The sequence below is a fragment of the Paenibacillus pabuli genome, from assembly GCF_039831995.1.
GTDB classification, from domain to species: domain Bacteria; phylum Bacillota; class Bacilli; order Paenibacillales; family Paenibacillaceae; genus Paenibacillus; species Paenibacillus pabuli_C.
Window position 1 is genome coordinate 1270828 of record NZ_JBDOIO010000004.1, and the last position, 23655, is coordinate 1294482.

At 47.4% G+C, this 23655-nt stretch carries 16 protein-coding genes; 15 read left to right on the forward strand and 1 reads right to left on the reverse strand.

All coding sequences use genetic code 11. The features are described from left to right. Positions 1–63: 63 nt before the first annotated feature. Complete coding sequence (locus ABGV42_RS25320) at positions 64–792, forward strand: hypothetical protein (protein WP_347384203.1); 729 nt, start codon at positions 64–66, stop codon at positions 790–792. Positions 793–977: 185 nt separating this feature from the next. Continuing rightward, entirely contained in the window at positions 978–1688 is a 711-nt protein-coding gene (locus ABGV42_RS25325; RefSeq protein ID WP_347384204.1) for a hypothetical protein, read from the forward strand. A gap of 104 nt (positions 1689–1792) precedes the next feature. Here ABGV42_RS25325 and ABGV42_RS25330 read toward each other — a convergent pair whose 3' ends face one another. Then, positions 1793–2509, reverse strand: coding sequence for a Crp/Fnr family transcriptional regulator (locus ABGV42_RS25330; RefSeq protein WP_095359308.1), 717 nt, complete (start codon positions 2507–2509; stop codon positions 1793–1795). Between the two features lie 436 nt (positions 2510–2945). Between ABGV42_RS25330 and adhE the strand changes: the two genes are divergently transcribed. From adhE to metG, 13 genes are all read left to right on the forward strand, one after another. Continuing rightward, positions 2946–5558: a bifunctional acetaldehyde-CoA/alcohol dehydrogenase gene (gene adhE, locus ABGV42_RS25335; RefSeq protein ID WP_347384205.1), complete on the forward strand. Its 2613-nt coding sequence runs from the start codon at positions 2946–2948 to the stop codon at positions 5556–5558. Between the two features lie 542 nt (positions 5559–6100). Then, the gene (pflB, locus tag ABGV42_RS25340; RefSeq protein ID WP_347384206.1) at positions 6101–8359 is read left to right on the forward strand and encodes a formate C-acetyltransferase; all 2259 of its coding nucleotides are present in this window, start codon (positions 6101–6103) and stop codon (positions 8357–8359) included. Between the two features lie 72 nt (positions 8360–8431). Beyond that, positions 8432–9184: a pyruvate formate-lyase-activating protein gene (gene pflA, locus ABGV42_RS25345; protein WP_347384207.1), complete on the forward strand. Its 753-nt coding sequence runs from the start codon at positions 8432–8434 to the stop codon at positions 9182–9184. 248 nt (positions 9185–9432) lie between these two features. Beyond that, complete coding sequence (locus ABGV42_RS25350) at positions 9433–10797, forward strand: ABC transporter substrate-binding protein (RefSeq protein ID WP_347384208.1); 1365 nt, start codon at positions 9433–9435, stop codon at positions 10795–10797. 51 nt (positions 10798–10848) lie between these two features. Next, positions 10849–11733: a carbohydrate ABC transporter permease gene (locus ABGV42_RS25355; protein WP_347384209.1), complete on the forward strand. Its 885-nt coding sequence runs from the start codon at positions 10849–10851 to the stop codon at positions 11731–11733. Further along, positions 11733–12563: a carbohydrate ABC transporter permease gene (locus tag ABGV42_RS25360; protein WP_095290376.1), complete on the forward strand. Its 831-nt coding sequence runs from the start codon at positions 11733–11735 to the stop codon at positions 12561–12563. Before ABGV42_RS25355 ends, ABGV42_RS25360 begins: the two co-directional genes overlap by 1 nt. Positions 12564–12593: 30 nt before the next feature. Then, positions 12594–14429, forward strand: coding sequence for a cache domain-containing sensor histidine kinase (locus ABGV42_RS25365; protein WP_347384210.1), 1836 nt, complete (start codon positions 12594–12596; stop codon positions 14427–14429). Next, positions 14430–15680, forward strand: a complete 1251-nt coding sequence (locus ABGV42_RS25370) for a response regulator (protein WP_347384211.1) — start codon at positions 14430–14432, stop codon at positions 15678–15680. Then, complete coding sequence (gene nagZ / locus ABGV42_RS25375) at positions 15677–17263, forward strand: beta-N-acetylhexosaminidase (protein ID WP_347384212.1); 1587 nt, start codon at positions 15677–15679, stop codon at positions 17261–17263. Before ABGV42_RS25370 ends, nagZ begins: the two co-directional genes overlap by 4 nt. A 267-nt stretch (positions 17264–17530) precedes the next feature. Next, positions 17531–19786, forward strand: coding sequence for a stalk domain-containing protein (locus tag ABGV42_RS25380; protein WP_347384213.1), 2256 nt, complete (start codon positions 17531–17533; stop codon positions 19784–19786). Between the two features lie 369 nt (positions 19787–20155). Beyond that, positions 20156–20620, forward strand: a complete 465-nt coding sequence (locus ABGV42_RS25385) for a Fur family transcriptional regulator (RefSeq protein ID WP_239300395.1) — start codon at positions 20156–20158, stop codon at positions 20618–20620. Positions 20621–20622: 2 nt separating this feature from the next. Further along, positions 20623–20880: a membrane protein insertion efficiency factor YidD gene (gene yidD, locus ABGV42_RS25390; protein ID WP_347384214.1), complete on the forward strand. Its 258-nt coding sequence runs from the start codon at positions 20623–20625 to the stop codon at positions 20878–20880. 434 nt (positions 20881–21314) lie between these two features. Beyond that, the gene (metG, locus tag ABGV42_RS25395; protein WP_347384215.1) at positions 21315–23345 is read left to right on the forward strand and encodes a methionine--tRNA ligase; all 2031 of its coding nucleotides are present in this window, start codon (positions 21315–21317) and stop codon (positions 23343–23345) included. Positions 23346–23655 lie beyond the last annotated feature (310 nt).

Below are 23655 nucleotides of genomic sequence, written 5' to 3' on the forward strand. Positions count from 1 at the left end.
AGGAGTTATAGTATAATTTAAGAAAAATGGCCGCAGGCGGCCGGAGCGAGGAGGCCACTTGTCATGAGAGAAGAAAGCTTATCCCGTGAAATACGCTACGGCAAACAAGATATTGCGGAACTTCAGAGCGCATCCATTCAGGTGCATCTGATTTACAAAAAAGCTGCGGAACTGTTTAAATATTATGTTAATCCCCGTCTGGATCAACAGGATCCAAATGAAGCCAATCAACTCGGAAGCAGCAATGGTCAGGAACTGGCTCCGGTCGTCCTGCAAAAATGGATTCAAACAGCTTCAGGCTGGAAATGTATTGGATGTGAATTAAGATACCCGGGAGCTATACAGGATAAGCTGGATGATGATTTTCCGCGTGGTCAGTTTATTGGAGCTGCTGGAGAACGAAGATATGTGAAACCCGAAATGCTAATTCAAGCCATTGTATGGTCTCAATATGAAAAAATCAGGCTGCTGGCGCCGTGGCTTGGTGATGAAGCTTTTTACACCGCACAAGAGCTGGACGTCATCGCCCGGTATATCGTCCCGACCTATTTCTCTGAACGTCCCCTGCATGAGCGGGGTAAGCTCTTCAAAATTCACCATCCTTACAGTCAGATTCCACTGTATCAGGAATACGTAACCGCTCCTACATTCTGTGTACAGGTGGATGGAGAACTACTCGAAGGGCGGTTATTGACAGGTGTTTATGTGTCAGAGGAACAGTTCTACGGGCTGAATCCGTATCTGAAGAACGGGGACGGGGGCCGGACTTATATGCAGGCTTGTGTTCAATAGATTTTAAGTAAACGATCGGGTTGGATGAACCCGAACGAAGGAGCCCGCATGCGGGCTTTTTTGTGCTGCAGGAAGGAATAGGGAAGAAAAGTAACGGCATTGACACTTTTTTTGGATGAATATTGTGCCATAATAGAGGTTATGGACAACAGGGTGAAGATTTTACGCAGGGTGGTGTTACCGACATGAAGAAGAAGATCCCTGGTTACATCGGTTTATGTTTGCTAGTTTTGGCAATTCTGGCCGGATGTACAGAGACACAGCCTTCTGAACAGCCGGTGGTCAAGGAGACCGATTCCTCCAATACCATTACCGTTGCTGTCGATGGAAGTACCTTTTTGCCTGATGCAACGAAGTCCATCAAGAGGGATTTTAGTGAAGGACTCACGCTTAAGAAGGCGCTATTGAACAGCGGTCTGGTTGATTTTACGGCTGACGGCAAGCGGATTCAATCCGTAGGGGAAGTTTCGCTCGATTCCTCGCTAAGCTGGGCAGTTAAGCTAAACGACAAGGATATTGATCCGGAAAATTGGGGCATGGAGCTTCATGCCAAGGATGAAGTGATCATTTACGTAAAAGCCGCCGACAGTACAGGAGAAGGTGTTGCATATCAGACAACCCTGCTCAAGATCAGCGGCGGCAATATTATGCCAGACCTCAATCGTCAATATGCAGGTGTCTATATCCAGGAGTGCACGGTTCGTGATGTACTTAAGTCCAGCGGCATCGTCAGAATGTCGGAAAATAACAAATACGTCGTTTCCGTCGAAAATGTTGTTCCACGCATGAATCAGCGCTGGGTGATTATGGTGAACGATAAGGAATTGATGGAAAACGGTTTGGATATGAAGTTGAATCCACGTGATGCGGTTAAATTACAGTTAACGGCATCTTAAACATAATATAAAGCCCGAACCTCTTAACCAGAGGACGGGCTTTTTTCATGCCATTTATAGATTCAACTCAGGAGCGGAAGGTGTTCGCTTCAAGCGCTTAAGGCTTAGATACGACAGATTTCATTGGGACACAGTTCACAATGGCAGATCCCTTGAAGCATTTTAAGGTCCTTGATCACAATCATGCCGTTATCATATTCAATGGCATCTTTTTTGCGCAGATCGCTAAGCATGCGGTTTACACTTTCACGGGTGGCTCCAATCATGTTGGACAGGTCCGTGTGGGTAATTTTTTTATGGATAATCACGTGATCGCCGTGAGGCTCGCCATAGGAATTGGATAACCGGATCAAGGTGGAACAGAGCGCACCTGGTTTACCATATAACATCAGGTCACGGAACTTGGTCTGGGTTAAACGGTGATGAATGCCCATCCACTTCATAAAATCAATAGCGAAGTCACAATGCTGACAGATCAGCATCTCCAGGTCTTTGTGCTCCAGTACACCGATTTCACTGTCTTCCAGCACTTCCGCCGAGAACGTATGCTTGGAACCGAAGAACGGATCTGCCTGACCAATCATATCACCGGACTGGTACATATACATGATAAGCTCCTTGCCTTCATCCGTTGATTTGGTGATCTGGGCCCGGCCCCTTTTCATATAATAAAGTTTGTCGGACACATCACCTTCCCAATACAGGTGGGTCCCTTCAGGAAAGGTACGGTCTTTCATGGTTACGAGCAGATGATTGAAATTCACTTCCGAGAAACAGTTCGTATTGCCGCGTTTTTCCATTACACTCAGTTGTTCTCTCATAAGTCTATCTCCCCTTTGTATCCACTCGGAGGGATTATAGTCATGCCATTCCCGCTCCGTGGTTCGCCGCAACCGTTGCCGTCCTGACTAGGTTCAACTCCGCCGGGGAGGACGGTACAAATTGCGGTGGTTCAATTTTTAAGTTCAGTATATACCTAATCTATCCGTTTGAGGGGCATGGAAAGAGGGCAAAAATGACGAAATTCCAAACATTGTGATTAAATTCACTTTAGAAAGGGAAGCATGCATTTGACAGCTCTATATTTTAAATAAGAAGTAAATTTGACCTGCGGAGGGAACCACAAAAAACTTTAAATTAAATTTGTTATACTTTGTGAAAATAATCACATAATTAATCTTTTCGACATGATACGATGTGTACGTAAAGAAGAGAGACAAACCAAAACCAATACGAACCTTTAGGAGGATGAGGGAGATGGCTGTAAAGAACGAAGTCGCCCCAGCAAAAGAACCGACAGCAGGTCAGTATATTCAAACGTTAATTGACAAAGCGAATAAAGCACACGCAGCATTCATGTCCATGGATCAAAAACAGATTGACCGCATCGTGCAAGCCATGGCGCTGGCAGGTCTGGACAAACACATGATGCTCGCCAAGATGGCAGTGGAAGAAACCGGCCGTGGTGTGTATGAAGATAAAATTACCAAAAATATATTTGCAACAGAATATGTGTACCACAGCATTAAATATGACAAAACCGTAGGTGTGATTGAAGATAACGAATATGAGAGCTTCCAAAAAATTGCGGAGCCTGTCGGCATCATCATGGGGATTACACCGGTAACTAACCCTACATCCACCACGATGTTCAAGGCATTGATCTCCATCAAAACACGGAACCCGATCATCTTTGGTTTTCACCCGTCAGCTCAGAACTGCAGCCGTGAAGCCGCCAGAATTCTGCTTGAAGCCGCTGTGAAGCATGGTGCTCCGGCCGACTGTATCCAGTGGATCGACGACCCTTCCATGGACCGTACGAACGCACTGATGAATCATAACGATGTGGCGCTCATTCTGGCAACAGGCGGATCAGGCATGGTACGGGCCGCATACAGCTGCGGTAAACCGGCACTCGGCGTGGGACCAGGGAACGTGCCTTGCTTTATCGAAAAAACAGCGGATATCAATCAGGCGGTAACGGATCTAATTTTGTCCAAATCCTTTGATAACGGCATGATCTGTGCTTCCGAGCAAGCGGTCATCATCGAAGAGCCGATCTTCGACCAGGTGAAAAAGAAAATGATTGCGAACGGTTGTTATTTCGTTAACAAGGATGAAGCAGCGAAATTAACAGCAGGTGCCATCAATGCGGAGAAATGTGCGGTTAACCCGGCGATTGTTGGCCAATCGGCAGTTGCCATTGCGCAAATGTGCGGTATCGAGGTTCCGGCTGGCACCAAAATTCTCGTAGCGGAAATTGAAGGTGTCGGCACCAAGTTCCCGCTGTCTGCAGAAAAATTAAGTCCGGTACTGGCTTGTTACAAAGTTAAAACCGCAGCTGAAGGGATTGAGCGTGCTGCAGAAGTGGTTGCCTTTGGCGGAATGGGTCACTCCTCGGTCATTCACTCGAATAACGAAGAAGTCATAAGTAAATTCGCGGATCGTCTGCAAACGGGACGGATTATCGTGAATTCACCATCCACACACGGCGCCATTGGGGACATCTACAACACCAACATGCCGTCATTGACCCTGGGATGTGGTTCATATGGACGTAACTCGACCTCATCGAATGTAACTGCCGTCAACTTAATCAATGTGAAAAGGGTGGCTCGCCGTACCGTGAATATGCAATGGTTCAAAGTGCCGAACAAAGTGTACTTCGAAAAAGGAGCAACGCAGTATCTGGCCAAAATGCCTGATATTACTCGCGTAGCCATCGTTACGGATGCCATGATGGTCAAACTGGGCTATGTGGAAAAAGTGGAGCATTATCTGCGTCAACGCCAAATGCCGGTAGCGATCGAAGTATTCTCGGATGTGGAGCCCGATCCATCAACAACTACGGTAGACCGCGGTACGGAAATGATGCGACGCTTCCAGCCTGACTGCATTATCGCTCTTGGTGGTGGGTCCCCGATGGATGCTGCCAAAGCCATGTGGCTGTTCTACGAATATCCGGACACGGACTTCAACGATCTGAAGCAAAAATTCATGGATATCCGTAAACGGATCTACAAATATCCACGCCTTGGATCAAAGGCAAAATTCGTAGCCATCCCGACAACGTCGGGTACAGGCTCGGAAGTAACATCGTTTGCCGTCATCACGGACAAAAATCTGGGCAACACCAAATATCCGCTCGCAGACTATGAGCTTACACCTGACGTCGCAATCGTAGACCCTGAATTCGTATATTCCCTGCCGAAAACAGCCGTTGCAGATACAGGTATGGACGTACTGACACATGCCATCGAAGCGTATGTATCAGTTATGGCGAATGATTATACCGATGGTCTGGCCATCAAAGCTATCCAGCTGGTATTTCAATACCTGGAGCAATCGGCGCTGCAAGGTGACAAATTGGCACGTGAGAAAATGCATAATGCTTCGACGATTGCCGGCATGGCTTTTGCTAACGCGTTCCTGGGCATTAACCACAGCTTGGCGCACAAATGGGGCGGTCAGTATCACACGGCACATGGACGTACCAATGCAATCCTGATGCCGCACGTCATTCGTTATAACGCGAAAAAACCGACTAAATTTGCATCGTTCCCGAAATATTCGCACTTCGTAGCAGATGAACGGTATGCTGAAATTGCCCGAATTCTGGGATTGCCTGCACGCACTACAGAAGAAGGGGTAAACAGCCTCATCAATGCGATCCGCAAACTGAACAAAACACTGGGCATTGAGGAATCGTTCCAGGAAATCGGATTCGATGCCAAAGACTTTGAAGCTCATGTGGACTATCTGGCTGATCGCGCATTCGAAGACCAATGTACAACTGCTAATCCGAAACTGCCACTGGTGACTGAACTGGCAGACGTTTACCGGAATGCGTTCTACGGACGGTTTGAATAAACTATAGTGCAAAATAGTAAACAATCAGTTTAAGGTTAAGGCAGTTTCAGGGTTCCCCGGAAGGGGAGCCCCGATTGCCGTCTTTTTGTCGAGAACGGAATCCTTGGGGGATCCGTTGAATTTAACATTTTACACGACAACGGAGGGGCAGAAATAACCTGTAAAAGCGAAGCGTTCGCGTTTATCCCCGGATTTTTCCCTTTAAAAAGGGAACGAAAAAATCTGGGGATAACAGCGATTGGAAGGTTGTTCTGCCACGCAGTGATCTGGTGTAAACTTTTACTTTCACTATGATCCAGCAACGGTGGAGTGAGGAAGTTCACCAACTTTGTGATAAAAATCACAGATGGTGAAACTGGCAGGACGTATACTGAAAATGTAAGAAAAACATCCATCCCGCGGTTCCGGTTCCCATGTAGAGAGAACGTGTTCCGGCTGATATGTGAAAAAGTTCACATTAATCGCGGCTCTGGGCACAGATGAGACGAATTTTGCTGCACCCTGTCATGTGTCCGGAAATCCAAATTTGTGGAGGGATTACTATGTCGGTGATCGAAAAAGACGTAAAACAACAAACAGGCTGGAGAAACTTTACGAAAGGCACATGGACCAAATCCGTGGATGTGAATGATTTTCTGGCACATAACCTGTCTCCGTATTACGGGGATGAGGCATTTCTCGCAGGGGCAACACAGAACACAAAAGAACTGTGGGACATCGTATCTGATCTGACCAAAAAAGAACGGGACAACGGCGGCGTACTGGATGTGGACGTAAACACTCCGGCAACGATTGTGTCTCACCAACCAGGGTATCTGGATCAATCCAAAGAACAGATCGTCGGTGTACAAACCGATGCTCCATTCAAACGCTCTATTCAGCCAACAGGCGGAATTCGCATGATGATTGATGCATGTCAAGCTTACGGCTTCGAAATGCCTCAAGAAGTCATTGATATATTTACCAATATTCGCAAAACACATAATCAGGGTGTATTCGATGCGTATACATCCGAGATGCGTGCAGCACGCAAAGCAGGCATCATTACCGGTCTGCCTGATGCTTATGGCCGCGGCCGGATTATCGGTGATTATCGCCGGGTTGCTCTGTATGGTGTGGATTTCCTGATTCGCGCCAAAAAAGCAGAGCTGAACGCTCTTGAAGTGGATGTCATTGATGAAGACGTGATCCGCCTGCGTGAAGAGTTATCCGAACAAATCCGGGCTCTGCAGGAATTGAAGCAGCTGGGCGAAATGCACGGCTTCGATATTTCCCTGCCGGCTACCACAGCGAAAGAAGCGTTCCAATGGCTGTACTTTGGTTATCTCGCTGCCATCAAAGAGCAAAACGGTGCTGCCATGTCCCTTGGACGTGTATCTTCGTTCCTGGATATCTACATTGAACGTGATTTGCAGGAAGGCAATTTGACTGAAGAGCAGGCTCAGGAACTGGTTGACCATTTCGTTATGAAACTGCGGATCGTCAAATTCCTGCGTACACCGGATTACAACGAGCTCTTCAGCGGTGACCCAACGTGGGTGACCGAGTCCATTGGCGGGATGTCCGTGAACGGGGAAACGCGTGTAACGAAAAACAGCTTCCGTTTCCTGCATACCCTGCATAATCTGGGACCTGCACCGGAGCCAAACCTGACTGTACTCTGGTCCACCAAACTTCCGGAGGCATTCAAAGAGTATTGCAGCAAAGTGTCGATTGAAACCAGCTCCATCCAGTATGAGAATGATGATCTGATGCGTCCAATCTACGGAGACGACTACGGTATTGCCTGCTGTGTATCGGCCATGAAGATCGGTAAACAAATGCAGTTCTTCGGCGCTCGTGCCAATCTGGCGAAAGCTCTGCTGTATGCCATCAATGGTGGACGTGATGAGAAGTCCGGAGCACAGGTCGGACCGGAGTATCCGGCAATTACAGGCGAGGTGCTGGACTACAATGAAGTCATGAAACGGTTCAAACCGATGATGGAATGGCTGGCTAAACTGTATATGAACACCCTAAACGTGATCCACTACATGCATGACAAATACAGTTATGAGCGGATTGAAATGGCTCTGCATGACCGCGATATTGTACGTACCATGGCCTGTGGTATTGCCGGCCTGTCTGTTGCAGCCGACTCCCTAAGTGCAATTAAATATGCAAAAGTGAAACCGATTCGTAACGAGCAAGGCATCGCCGTTGATTTTGAAATTGAAGGCGAGTTCCCTTGTTACGGTAACAATGAAGACAGTGTCGACAGCATTGCGGTTGAACTGGTGGAGAGCTTCATGGGTATGATCCGCAAACACAAAGCGTATCGCAATGCCGTTCCAACTCAATCCGTATTGACCATCACATCCAATGTGGTGTACGGCAAAAAAACCGGTACAACACCGGATGGACGTAAAGCAGGCGAACCGTTTGCTCCAGGTGCAAACCCGATGCATGGACGTGACAAAAAAGGTGCACTGGCATCCTTGGGTTCTGTAGCCAAATTGCCTTACGAACACAGCCTGGATGGTATCTCAAACACATTCTCGATTGTTCCTAAGGCGCTTGGTAAAGAGTCCGATACCCGTAAATCCAATCTGGTTGCCATGATGGACGGTTATTTCGGTCAAGGTGCTCACCATCTGAACGTGAACGTGTTCGATCGTCAGCAGTTGATTGATGCCATGGAGCATCCGGAAAACTATCCACAATTGACCGTAAGGGTATCCGGTTACGCCGTAAACTTCATCAAATTGACGCGTGAGCAGCAGCTGGATGTCATTAACCGGACCTTCCACGGTTCGATGTAACAAAAGGGTAAACAGGAGTAGATCACCATCATAAACGCACAGCGGATGCGGATACAGAAAGGAAGAGGCAGCATGGTTAACGGACATATTCATTCACTCGAAACTTTCGGGACGGTTGACGGCCCAGGCATCCGCTTCGTGCTTTTTATGCAGGGATGTCACCTGAAATGCCAATATTGCCACAACCCGGATACTTGGGCGCTTGATGGAGGACGGGATATGAGCGTGGAGGAAGTTCTCGCAGAGATCGAGCCGTACTTGACCTATTATCGCAGTTCCGGTGGCGGACTGACGGTGTCGGGAGGCGAACCGACGCTGCAGGCTCATTTCGTGGGCCAGGTTTTCAAAGAAGTGAAGCAGCGGTGGGGACTGCACACCACCCTGGACAGCAACGGCTACAATGAACCGGATCGTATTCTTGACTTGTTGGACCATACGGATCTGGTTATGCTGGATTTGAAGCATATCGATGATGAAAAGCATATCAAGCTTACCGGAAAATCCAATGAGAGAACACTTCGGATGGCCCGCTGGTTATCGGATCATGGCCGGAAAATGTGGATCCGGCACGTATACGTGCCAGGCATTCATGATGATGAACAAGATCTCCTTAACCTGGGACGTTATATCGGTACATTGAAAGGTGTGGAGAAGTTTGAGATTTTGCCTTATCACCAGATGGGCATTTACAAATGGCAGGGGCTGGGCAAGGTGTATCCGCTGGATGGCGTTCCGTCTCCAACCGAAGAAGAAGTGGAACGGGCGTACCGCCTGATTGAACAGGGCCGGAAGGAAACGGTGGGCACACTTGCTCGGGCAAAATGATCCATCTCCACGGGTCCGCTAGAAAATGAACATTTTTATAAATGGACCCACCATTCAAGCAGTCTTTGCGACAGACGTCGTAAAGGCTGTTTTTTTGTTGTATTTTACATGAGGATAACGAAGAGGCTTGTTCAGTAAAGGATTTTATCCCTTCATTGATGAATTGTCATCCTTACGATGGAAGCTCCGGCTTTTTATAATCAGAGTGTAAAACCAAATGCGCAATATGCCGAGGAGGGTCAACGACGATGAAAAAAAGAATGATAATGCTGCTCTCACTGCTGCTTGTAACGTCCTGGACGCTGGCTGCATGTTCGGGCTCAGGGAACGAAAACCCGCAAGGAGCCTCAGGCTCCAAACCGGAGACGAGCAAGGAACCAGTGGAGATGCTGCTGCGTCACACCCAAGTAGGGGCGGATAAACAGAAACGGTTGGCCATTCTGCAGGACGTCGTCGACAAAGTGGAAAGTGAGGTCCCTAATCTGACCTTTACCCTGGATGGAGTCGAATCCGACGTGAACCGGAAGGAAAAGCTTCGCGGGGAGATGGCGGCCGGCAATCCGCCGGATATTTTCGAATTGTTCGGCAGCCCGGATTCCAAAGTGTATGCCAAGGAAGGCATGCTGCTGGATCTCACGCCGATTTTGCAAGAGCTGGGCATTCAGGACCAGTTTACATCCCTTGAACCGTTCACGTACGAAGGTAAAGTATACGGGCTGCCGATTGGTGGTTCGGGTGAAGGCTTTTTCTACAACAAAGAATATTTCGAACAAAAGGGCTGGCAAGCACCGACCACCATGGCTGAACTCGACAACATGCTGGCCGAGATCAAAGCGGATGGGAAAGTGCCGCTTGCATCTGCTTCCAAGGCTGGCTGGGTCCCGCTGATGTTAACGAACCATCTGTGGTCCCGTTATGCCGGTCCCGAGATTACCGCGAAGTTTGCAACAGGTGAAGCCAAGTGGACCGACCCGGGTGTGGTTCAAGGTTTTGCGAAGCATAAGGAATGGGTCGATAAAGGCTATTTCAAAAAAGGCGAGCTCGGCTTCGAGTATGCAGAGTATACAACGCAATTTACGAGTGGCGAGGCCATTCTGATGTATGACGGAACATGGAAATCATCTGTATTCAAGGAAGGTCAGAGCGGGGAATCACTGATCGGCAAGGTTGGATTTTTCAATATGCCGCCGGTAGAGAACGGAGTGGGAGATCAGACTTCCCTCATGCGTGACGTCAATAATGGATATGGTTTCTCGGCATCCGTAGCGGAAGATCCACAGAAGCTGAAGGCGGTAAAAGCGTTTATCAAAAACTTCTACAATGAAGACATGCAGGTGCGTGGACTTGTGGAAGATGGGGTGCTTCCTGCCATGAAGCTGGATGAGAAGGTATTAACGGACAGCATTACCGACGAGTTGATGAAAGAAATCGTTGCTGTCCTGAATGCATCCAAAACATCATTCCCTGCATTTGATGCGCTGGTTCAGGCAGATGTGACTACCGAGATCAGCAACCTGCAGATTCAAAAACTGATTGGCGGGCAGACCACGCCGGAGAAAATGGCGGAGGAGCTGCAGCAAGTCCAGGAGGAAGCCAACGCTTCCGTGGAATAGTAGATACAATCTAGCCAAAGCTGCAACTGAAGTTACTGAAGGAGGCTGAACATGAATACTTCACTCCGCAGCCCGCTCATTTATGCTCTGTTTGTATTGCCGGCATTGATTTTGTTTGTGATGTTTTTTCTATATCCAATTGGCAGCTCGCTGTACTATAGCCTGACCAGCTGGAATGGTGTTTCGACAGACCCACGATTTGTGGGTTTGTCGAATTACGCCAAGGCTTTAACGGATGAACGTTTTTGGATCTCCACACGGAATAACGGCTTTTTTATCGGATTTTCCGTATTGATTCAGGTTCCGCTGATTGTATTATTCTCACTACTTATTGCCAACGTCAAGCGATTAAAGGGGGTATACAAAACAGCTGTTTTTCTACCTTCCATTATGTCAACGGCAGTAATCGGTATTTTGTGGGGATTTATCTATGAGCCCAACATTGGGCTGTTGAACCAACTGCTGAATACGTTTGGCATTCCGCCGGTTTATTGGCTTTCGGATAATCGTTTCGCGATGCTGTCCATTCTTGTGACCAATGCCTGGCAGTGGACCGGATTTTACATTGTCATGGTACTGGCGGCCATTCTCGCCATTCCCCGTGATCTGGAGGAAGCTGCAGCCATCGATGGTGCTACGGCAGTACAGCGGGCCACCCGAATCACGCTGCCACTCATCAGGCCCATTATTTCGGTTGTCATTATGCTGTCCATTGCCGGAGCGATGAAGGCGGCGGATATTGTGCTTGTCATGACCAAAGGTGGTCCCGCCGGGTCTACAGAGGTTCTCGCCACGTACATGATCAAATATGCAATTACCAATTTTAAATATGGGTACGGCAATACCGTAGCGGTCCTGATCTTTGCTCTGACACTTGTGCTGACAGCCGTATACCAACTGCTGGTGGCAAGGCACAACGAAAGGGTGGAGTATTGATGGCAAAGAATATACGAGCCAGTATTCCTCATGTGCTGTTGATGCTGTATTTAATCGCCATTTTATTTCCTTTTTTATTCGTGATCTTCTCTTCATTCAAACAGGATAACAATGAGATCGCTCTCCATCCGTTTGGTTTGCCAACCAACTGGGTGTTCAGCAATTACGTGGAGGCCTGGGTCAACGCCAAGATCGGTACGTATTTCTGGAACAGCATGTATATCTCGGTGCTCTCTTCGGCAGGTACCATTATACTGGGCGCGATGTTTGCCTTTGCCGTAACCCGGATGAGACACCGCAAGTGGAGCCTGTTTCTCTACAGTCTCATACTGGCTGGTATGCTCATTCCGAATAATGCGCTGATGCTGCCCATTTATTTGCTCGTCCGCAAGCTTGGCATATTGGATACGCATTTGGCTCTGATTGTTCCCTATGTAGCGAATGCAATTCCTTTTACGATTATCATACTGGCTGCTTTTATGAGATCACTCCCCGGAGAGATAGAGGAAGCAGCGGTAATGGATGGCTTGAGGGCCCCAGGGATCTTTGCTAAAATAGTGATACCTCTTACGGTTCCAGCCATCGTTACGGTATTTATCGTGAATTTCCTCGGCAACTGGAACGAATTTTTGCTCGCCAATTATTTCCTATCTACAGATAAGCTGCGCACCCTGCCTGTAGGCATGGTCCAGTTTCGTGATCAGTACCAGATGAACTATGCCCAGATGTCCGCAGGAATTGTATATAGTGTTGTGCCTGTCATTGTTATTTACGCCATACTACAGGAGAAAATTATTGAAGGTGTGACCGCAGGCGGCGTCAAGGGTTGATGGCCTACGCGGTTATTGGGGAGAACGGATATGAACTTGCGCATGAAGCTGGCCTTGGCATTTCTGCTGTTAATTATTGTACCGATGTGTGCACTGGGTATCGGGATGTTCCTGGTTACCTCACATACAATTGAGAAGAAATACAACCAACAGGCCGAATATGCCCTCCAGGCCATTAGTTACAATATCGAAAATGTTTTTCAGCAGATAAACAATGTCACGGATAACGGGATCGCCACGTCGGTATTTCAAATGGCACTTAACGCCAAGGACCCGACCAAGCAGGATCTTGGGACAGGTAATCAATTATCGCTCAATGCCAGTCAGCGCAATTTCCGTTCTCTTCTATATAATTATCCGTTCATTAGCTATGCTTTCTTATATGATTTGCGTTCGTCCGAGAACAATCAGATCGTCTCCATATTCACCAAGGAAAATTTTGAAGCGCTTCCCTTTCAGCAATTCAAGGTACATCCCTTATTCCAGGAAATCCAGCAGCTTAACGGCGTGCCCAAATGGCTTGCCCCACTCGAGTATCCCGAACTTACCGGCGTCGATCCTGTCTTTACGCAGATCAGGCTGGTCAAGGAACTCAGTTATTTTCAAAATATCGGGATTCTGGTGGTACAAATCAAAAAGGGGGAGATCGATCGGATCTTCCGACATTTGCAGATCAGTGATTCCGCACAAAACACATCCTTTCTATTAATTAATGAAGAAGGTTTGGTGGTTTATGATCCATCCGGGCAGTACAGCGGGGAGAAGATGGAGAACCTTGGTGTAAACGCGGCCAGTTATGGACCTGGTTTCAGCAGCATCCGGACGGTTTTTGATGGAACAGAGAGTATCCTTTCTCAGTATCATCTGAAGAACTATGGCTGGAGTCTGATCAGTGTAACTTCATGGGAAGCGTTGTCGGCTGAAACGAATGTGTTTGCAGGCTGGTCGGTGATCATTATTCTGGTCTGTCTTCTTGCTGCGATGGTCTTCAACCTGTTTTTTATGAACCGTATTACCGGCAATATTGCGGTATTGGTCCGCTTCATGCGGCGAGTGGAGGATGGTGACTTCAACGCACGGGTAGAGGGAAAGGGATTCGATGAGATGCAGCTTCTTGCGCATGGATTCAATGAACTGCTGGACAGGATTGGGAGTTTGTTTCGCCGTGTCCGGGCAGAACAGCAGCAGAAGGCGAAGGCTGAACTGCGCGTGCTTCAGGCTCAGATCAAACCACACTTCCTGTTTAATACATTGGAATCCATTAACGGGCTGGCCATGCGAGGAGAGGGACGGAAAGTCAGTGAAATGGTAAACCGTCTAGGCAATATTCTTCGGATCAGCATTCAGGATCAGGAGGAAATTCCACTGGGCGAGGAAGTAAGACATCTCCAGAGTTATCTTGAAATTCAGCAATACAGATTCAGTGAATTGTTTATGTACGAAGTGGATATCCCTACTCATTTATATGCTTCCTCCGTACTTAAACTGACCTTGCAGCCGTTAGTAGAAAATAGCATTCAGCATGGCTTCGAGGGAATTGAGTACAAGGGAGTACTTCGAATCCGTGCATTTGAGCTGCACAATAATCTGATACTGCAAGTGGAGGATAACGGGCTTGGCATTCCCCAGGAAATAATGGGGAGATTCGAGTACATGGCAGAGGATCCTCCGGAACATCCGCATGCAAGAGAAGGAGAGCAGTCCCTGTCTTCAATGACTGAACGCCGTGGGCTCGGTTTACGGAGTGTGGCGGATCGTATACGAATCCGATACGGAGCGGGATATGGCATTTTCATATGTTCTGCTCCAGGCCATGGGACAGTGATTCAATGTATAATTCCACGATATGAGCAGGGGGATGACTAAATGAATCTGACTGCAATGCTGGTTGATGATGAACTGCCGATTTTGGAAAATTTGAGCCTGATCCTGCCTTGGGAGGACATGGGAATTGAAATTACGGGCACAGCCAGAAGCGGAGTAGAAGCGCTGGATAAGGTGGCTGTTAGTCATCCTGACATCATGCTGTGCGATATTCGCATGCCTACCATGGATGGCCTGGAACTTATTCGAATTCTGCGTGAACGAGGCGAGTTATGTGAAATTATTTTACTGACCGGATATCAGCAGTTTGAATATGCCCGAACGGCCATTCGTTACAATGTACATGAATACATATGCAAACCCATTGATTACTCGGATTTGGAGAACAAATTACGTGAGTTAACCGAGCAGATTCATAAGAAGCGCATGGAGAGTGAGTCTGAACGTCATCGCAACATAGAGATGGAAAACTGGATCAGACATAAACATGTAACCGAGCTGCTGCGGGGTGAAAAGGAAAATCCGTCGTCCTGCCCTGTGCAATCGTTAGAAACGTTGCCCTCTACTGATCGCTATACTATGATTCTTGTGGATGCAGAAGGATACTTCCGCCATTCCATTGGCTGGTCTGGTGACCAGCATCAACAATGGCATGATGAAATCCATTCCAGTCTTAGAGATTTAACGGAAGATATAGAAGGAAGCATGATTACTAACATTCGCAAGGGGGAATGGGGGATTGTGCTGAAGGCTTCGATTGGATGGGAGATTCGAGCAGATCAATTAGCTCAGCGTATCCAAAGGAGGCTTGATGCCGTGTTTGCTATAGACTCAGCAATGAAGGCAAGGATTATTGTGGACGATAAGCCCGTATGTTTGGATCACCAGATCACGGATCGATACCGACACTGTCAGAAACAAGGCGCGTCCCGCCCTTCGGTTTCGGAATGGATTAAGTCTGCATGCGAGTATATGGACACACATCTGGACCAAGACCTTGGCATCGATGAGGTAGCGGATTGGCTTGGAATCAGTTCAAGCTATTTTTGTCAGCTATTCAAAAGTCATGTCGGGGTTACGTTTGTTGAATATATGACCCATAAACGGATGGAAACTGCAGCACTGTTATTGAGTACAACGGAATGGAGCATTACGTCGATTGGGGAAGCCACGGGTTATAAAGAGCGGCGTTATTTCTCCAAAGTATTTCATAAACATTTTCATATGAAGCCTTCGGAATACAGGCAAAGCCATAGAAAAGCCACTTCATTAGAGGAGGAAATGCATACATGAGCTCATGGGGACATTTCACACTAGAGCAAAAGGTGGGTCAGCTGTTTATGTGCGGCTTTCATGGACAGCAAGTGGATGAACAGATCACCCGTTTAATAGAGGACTACCATGTGGGGGGCGTTATTTACTTCAGGCGTAATGTGGAGAGTGTGGAGCAATTGACCCGTTTGTCTGCCGAATTGCAAAAGATGGCTGCAAAAAGCAGTGAGCTGCCGCTTATGATCTCGGTAGATCAGGAGGGCGGCATGGTTGCCAGAATTGATAAAGACGGGATTACAAGAGTACCGGGAAGCATGGCTCTTGGAGCAGCAGGAAACCTGGACTATACGTATCAATGTGCACGAATTCTGGGGGAGCAGCTGAAACGGATTGGAATCGATATGAATCTTGCACCAGTCGTTGACGTGAACAATAACGTTCTTAATCCGGTCATTGGAGTGAGATCCTATGGGGAAAATGCGGAAAAAGTCGCCGCCCATGGAGCGGCAGCCATTGCAGGGTATCAGTCACAGGGCATAGCAGCAACAGCGAAGCATTTCCCGGGGCATGGTGATACCGCTGTGGATTCTCATCTCGGCATGGTTACGGTTCCGCATGAATGGGAGAGGCTGGAGCAGGTGGAACTGCTACCTTTTCGCCAGGCTATCGAGGCAGGTGTGGATGCCATCATGACAGCACATGTGATTTTCCCGGCAATTGAACCTGAGCCCATTCCCGCAACGTTGTCCCGTAACGTATTACATGGTTTATTGCGTGAGCAAATGGGGTTCAAAGGAATTATCATTACGGATTGCCTGGAGATGCATGCGATCTCCAAGCCATATGGTGTCGCGAAGGCTGCTGTCCGTGCTGTCGAGGCCGGAGCAGATTTGATCCTGGTCAGTCATACGCTAGAGGAGCAGGTCGCTGCAATAGAAGCAGTGGTAGAAGCTGTACGCCATGGAGACATCGACGAGCAGATCATTGACCAGGCGTTGGAGCGTGTCGTGAGTTGGAAGCAAAAACGCTGCGGTGATCAGCCAAGTGATCAATCAAGTATGAAGTACTCCTTTTCGCCCGTTCCGGAAGATGTGCTTTTAGATGAAATTGCATGCAAGAGCATCACCGTAGTGCATAATGACGGTTTACTGCCATTAAAGCCTGAACAAAACGTGTTCGTTATATGGCCCGAGGTTGTGCAGCGAACAGAGGTAGATGAACCTTGGTCCCATTCGGATTCACTTGGGATGGTGCTTGGGCAATACAAAAAACATGTTCGGGAGCATAAAATAACAACACAGCCGTCATATGAAGAGGCAGAACAAATTCTGCAAAGTGTGATGGAGGGAGATCAAGTCATCGTATGCACGTACACCTCGGCTGGAGTTCTCCCCAAAGGTCAGCGTTACTTGATCGAACGGCTGAGTGAGAAACATTCATTGATTGTCGTTGCTTTGCGTAATCCCTATGATCTGCTGGAAATTCCCCGGCCGGGAGCTTACGTCTGTACATACGAAAATACACCTTCCGTGGTACGTGCACTCTCCTCAATGATTACGGGTGAACTGGATCCGAGTGGAAGCTTGCCCGTCCGATTAAGTTGAACATTAAAAGTACAAGTACAAACCTTCCTGTTATGTGGTGATGTTCATCCATATAGTGGTGAGGTTTTTTTTGTTGAAGATACCAAATGAATCTTTGAATGGTGATGAAATGATAACTAACTATTTTCATAGTGTTATCGCTCTATTAAAACTTTACATTTCTAATCTAATATTTTTAGCAACTTTTCCCGGTGACAAGCGTCTAATAGTATGACTTTTTGAGGGGGATATTTATAAAATGGGAGCAGAAGGAGCCAAAGAAAAAGAATGAATTTGAAGAAGAAATTGTCCATACTTACCGCTTTAGCTGTTTTTCAGGCGTTTGCAGTCATTCCTGCGAATGCACAGGCAGCTGATCAGAGCGATGCGACACCAGTGAATACAGCCAAAGTTAAATCCGTTGAGGTTATTAAGAAAGAACAAACTATAGCGGAATCGGAAGTAAAGGATCAATCAGGTACACAGACATCCGATAACGATACAACCGAGGAGACGAATCCTGAATCCACAGATTCATCAGGTACGGACGTTACTCCGGTTGACCCTGCAACTCCTGCCGAATCTGAAGATGCAGAAGGTACAGAGGAAGAAGTGCCAGCACCTACACCTGTAGAGGTTGAGCCTTCCACTAGTGGTCAGTCATTATCCGGAACTGCCGGTGGAGACCTGACACTGTACATGAACAGCAATAAAATGGTGCAGGATGGCAAGACGTATCTTGCCGGACAGCCAATGGCCGTCAAAAATGGTGTATCCTATGTAGCGATCCGCGCGCTGGTTGACCGAGTTGGCTATGAAGTGAAATACGACAACACGACCAAGGAAACGATCATTATTAGTGGGGAAGAGGAGCTGCGTTTTAAAACTAACAGCAAAATCTATACCGTTAATGGTGAAGCAAGAACGATGAAGGGCGCTGCTTACCAACAAAAGAATACGTTTATGGTGCCACTGACTTCAATTACACAGGCACTCAACATTACTTATACAGTGAACCAACCCGCCAAAACGGTTGTATTGAAGCTGAGTACCAAACCGGTAGCCAGTTTCACGGTACCCAAAGAAATTTTTGCCGGTGACAACGTGACATACACAACGAAATACAGTTCTCCCAAAGGACTGGATATTGTGGATGAGCGCTGGACTGGCCGTCAAGATTCGTTCGACCAACCAGGTACATATACGGTAACGTATGCTGTCCAGGATTCAAGCGGTCAATGGAGTGATCCGTACTCTGTAACAATCCAGGTCCAAAAGCCGAATCTTCCGCCTGTAGCGATGTTCACTACAGACAAGGAAGAGTACAAAATGGGTGAAAAGATCACATACATTGATCAAAGCACTGACGATGAAAATGCAATTGAGAAAACAGAGTGGGATAACAACGCACTAGCATTCTTTGTCCCAGGACCTAAGACAATTACCATTACTGTCACAGACAAACACGGTTTGAGTGACAGCTATTCCAAGATCATCAATGTCACGGGTGAAACGTTGTACACTCTTTCCGATTTCAATCAATTGTTCACACCGGTTGGTGGAAAGTTCACCTTCAATGGCGGAGAAGTACCTGCTATGGAGAAAGTTCCTTACACTTACTATGATGAGCAAAGCATTCTGATTCGCAGTAACAGTCCGGAAACCGTTAACAGCGAAGGGATTGTCTATAAGGAATCTTCAATTGGACAAACACGTTTTATGATCCACCATGTGAATAATACGGGCAAAAACGTAAAAATGTACGTTGTGGCTACCAACAACAATATGTATCCGGCGACATTGGAGCAGCAGAACATGGGCTTCGCGGGTCCTTCTCCGTTTGCTACCGTTGCTGGGAAACTGTCGATTGATCGCTGGTTCCAATCCATGCAGGAAGGCACTGGTAAATTAGACGTTGTCCTGCAGCCTGGAGAGAGCAAATTAATCCTTACGGAACTTAGTGCTCTACCGATGAAGAAGGGACAAGTCATTTCCCTGTACTCCGATGTATTCAGCGATTACAGACTGGATTACAACATTATTATGATTGAAGAAAATAAAGATCCGATGGAAGTATGGTCTACGCTGCCTGTACTGGATCGTGACGGTGTTCACAACCGGGGAACATACCCGAATGCAACACGTGTCATCACGTATGATCAAGAAGTAGGCTCGAAGCCTTCCCGCCTTCCGCTTGGTGATAATGCAAGTGATCCAAACCTGGTCGGAACAGACCCAATGGCTTACACAGATGCCTCCAACGCCGGTAACTTTGGTGTGCTTTACAAAATTACACTGAATAACGTAGCACCACGTACGCTGATCTCGTTCAACCCTCGTGGTGGTAAATATTCGGGTGTGGCACTTGTGAATGGCCAGGTTGTACAAATTTCCGAGGGTAAATCCTTGAGCGCTCCTAACGAGCAAAGTGTACTTTACCGCACAGGCTCTTATGGTGAGAGTGTTACCATTCTGTTCTCAGCAGCACCAGGAAGCAATCTTCCTGTAAACCTGCTGTTCACACCGCTTCCGGCTGAGAAGTAATCATGACCAGGCAACAAGGAACGGACGGTTTGGAGTGAAAGCTTATATCTTATATACCCGATCACCCCAAAAGTCGCCCGAAGAAATGATCTTCTGAACCGTCAGAGAAGGACTCCATGTGAATGGGGTCCTTTTTAATGAATCTGACGATGAACAGTGTGCGAGCCGTTTCGTTGACTCTAATCCGAATTTGAGGCATTATTAGAAATAGAATAACAAGCATGGTATCCGCATTGCATCTGTGATTCCCATTATTCCAAGTGGGTAGCATCTGGACGAACATAACCGTTGCAATCCAGTTTATTGCTGATTTATATTCGCTCTTAGGATGTATGCATAATGCTTGTATGACAGGAGGTGCTTTAAGTCATGCTGTCGACAGAACAGATTATTAATACCATGTCCTCACAGGGACTTCGCATTACGGATCAGCGGAAGACACTGGCCCGGTTATTTGCCGAATCTCCAGGGTATCTTACACCCAAGGACGTCTATGAATATATGGGTAAGACTTACAGCGGGCTGAGCTTTGACACGGTATACCGGAACTTGCGTGTAATGCAGGATTTGGGTGTGCTGGAGCAGGTCATTTTTGAAGACGGTGTTAAATTCAGAGCGCATTGCAGCGAAGATCACCATCACCATCATATGATCTGTCTGAAATGTCAGAAGACCTATCCCATCGTTTTTTGTCCGATGCAGCTGGCAGATGCTCCAGAACAGTTTCAGGTTGTGGACCATAAATTTGAAGTGTTTGGATACTGCAAAGATTGTGCGGAACATGCTCCTGCGAAAGTGTCAACCGGACATTCACACGCTCACGGGAAACACTAACCATGAAGTTATCCCGCAGAGTGGCACAGGCGCCCATTCGGGTATACCGGAATTATATTTCTCCCTTGAAACCACCTACATGTCGCTTCTATCCGACTTGCTCGGCTTACGCGATGGAAGCAATCGAGGTCCATGGCGCATTCAAAGGTTCATTGCTGGCTGCCAAGCGTATCGCGAAATGCCATCCGTTTCATCCGGGAGGCGTTGATCTGGTTCCGCCAAAGACAGAAAAGACAGTCATGGTACCTGATGAGGGATGAAGTTGGATTCATTTACGGCTTAATGGGATGACAAGATAGCAGCTGTGCAGCTGCCGACTTGACAAAGAGGGCAGCATTTCAGTATATTTTTCGTATAATGATTTCCAGTGAAGGGATAAGTACAGACACACCCCCAGTGCAGAGAGCCGGATGAGCTGAGAACCGGTCTGGGAGGAGGATGGAATATGGTCCCGGAGGAACCTCTTCCGAGCGTGCAGACGTGTATGTAGACGCTGTCGTAAGGCTGGGGCGTGATCCAGCGTTAATGGGCGGTCGAAGGACCGGCAGAGCCTGTGTTTTGCAAAAAGCACGGGGAATTTGGGTGGTAACACGTGAGATCTACTCTCGTCCCATAGGGGCGGGAGTTTTTTGTGTTCTTTTTTAGTCAAAGAATGCGCAAGGAAGTATGACATATGAAGGAGGAGAAGTCTTTCATGACTGATCAAAAAACATTTTATTTGACGACGCCGATTTATTATCCGAGTGACAAATTGCATATTGGGCATGCGTACACAACGGTTGCTGGTGATGCTATGGCTCGTTACAAACGTCTGCGCGGGTATGCGGTGCGTTACCTGACAGGAACGGATGAGCATGGACAGAAAATTGAACGTAAGGCACAGGAGAAAGGTCAGACACCACAAGCATTTGTAGACGACATCGTTGTGGGCATCAAGGATTTGTGGAACAAACTGGACATCTCCAATGATGACTTTATTCGTACAACGGAAGAACGTCACAAAACGGTTGTACAGGATATTTTCGATCGTTTGCTCAAGCAGGGAGATATCTATAAGGGCGAATACGAGGGCTGGTACAGCATTCCTGATGAAACCTACTACACGGAGACCCAATTGGTTGATGTGGAGAAGAACGAGAAGGGCGAAATTATCGCTGCCAAGAGTCCGGATAGCGGACACCCCGTAGAACTTGTCAAAGAAGAATCCTATTTCTTCCGCATGAGTAAATATGCGGATCGTTTGCTGAAATATTATGAGGAGAATCCTGGTTTTATTCAGCCGGAATCCCGCAAGAACGAGATGATTAACAACTTTATCAAGCCGGGTCTGGAAGATTTGGCTGTTTCCCGGACAACTTTTGAATGGGGCGTTAAAGTCAAAGGCGATCCGAAACACGTCGTATATGTCTGGATTGATGCATTATCCAACTATATTACGGCTCTAGGCTATGGTTCATCCGATTCATCACTGTATGATCAATTCTGGCCTGCAGATGTTCATCTGGTAGGGAAGGAAATCGTTCGTTTCCATACCATCTACTGGCCAATCATGCTGATGGCACTTGACCTGCCTTTGCCGAAAAAAGTATTTGCGCATGGCTGGTTATTGATGAAGGACGGTAAAATGTCTAAATCGAAGGGGAATGTCGTTGATCCAGTGACCCTGATTGACCGTTACGGGCTGGATGCACTGCGTTATTATCTGCTGCGTGAAGTTCCATTCGGTTCCGATGGTACATTCACTCCAGAGAGCTTTGTAGAGCGCGTGAATTCGGATCTGGCCAATGATCTGGGGAACTTGCTTAACCGTACCGTAGCGATGGTGGATAAATATTTCGAAGGCAAGGCACCTGCATTTACTTCGGGTGTAACGGAATTTGATGCTTCGCTTGAAGAAGCTGGACGTGCAGCGGTGGATAAAGTGGAGCAGGCGATGGAAAATCTGCAATTTTCCGTAGCACTGACTGCGATTAGCCAATTTGTTAGCCGCAGCAACAAATATATTGACGAGACACAGCCTTGGGCTTTGGCACGCGATGAAGCGAAACGGGATGAACTCGCATCCGTTATGTCTCACCTGATCGAAAGTCTGCGTATTGCTTCCATCTTGCTGCAGCCGTTCCTGACTCGCGCTCCGCATAAAATTTGGGAACAACTCGGTATTCAGGAAGGCGAACTTACGGCTTGGGATACGTCTAAGCAGTGGGGTGTGATTCCAGCGGGTAACGCTCTGCAAAAGGGTGACCCCATCTTCCCACGTCTCGACTCGGAGCAGGAGGTTGCGTATATTGCTGAAGCCATGACCGGAGGTAAAAAAGCAGAACCGCAAGCAGATGGCGCACAGCCTAATGCTGCCGATTCTGCGCAAGCTTCCGAACCCGTAACTGCACCTGAGAGCAAGGAAGAAATCGGCATAGACGATTTTGCCAAAGTGGAACTGCGTGTAGCACAGGTTATCGCCTGTGAACCAGTCAAAAAAGCTGATAAGCTGCTGAAATTGCAGCTGGATCTCGGTTATGAGCAGCGTCAGGTCGTATCAGGGATCGCCAAGTTCTATTCCCCGGAAGAGATGGTTGGTCGCAAAGTCATTTGTGTAACGAATCTCAAACCGGTAAAATTGCGCGGCGAGCTGTCCCAAGGCATGATTCTGGCGGCATCTCATGGAGATCAATTAACACTGGCTACGGTACCGGACAATATGCCTAACGGTGCACAAGTAAAATAAGTCAGCAAAGCATTTTGTCTGATGCATGATAGAATAAAAAATGAAGGCGACCCGCTCCATCGGGTCGCTTTTTTGCTTTCCTCTTGATTGCCCTGCTAATAACGTGGGAAAACAAGCATATACTGTTATGAACTCTGCGCGCCGGGGGAGAATAAATAGGGCAGATCTGCTTGACAACTGCGTTCAGGTTACCTATAATTCTTTCAGTAATGTTTACGATTAAGAGATGCGGAGTGAAGCAATAGTGAAACGGTATAATGAAACAACTCAAACCAGGGGTACCCGGATACAGCATACAAGCAGAAGTGGG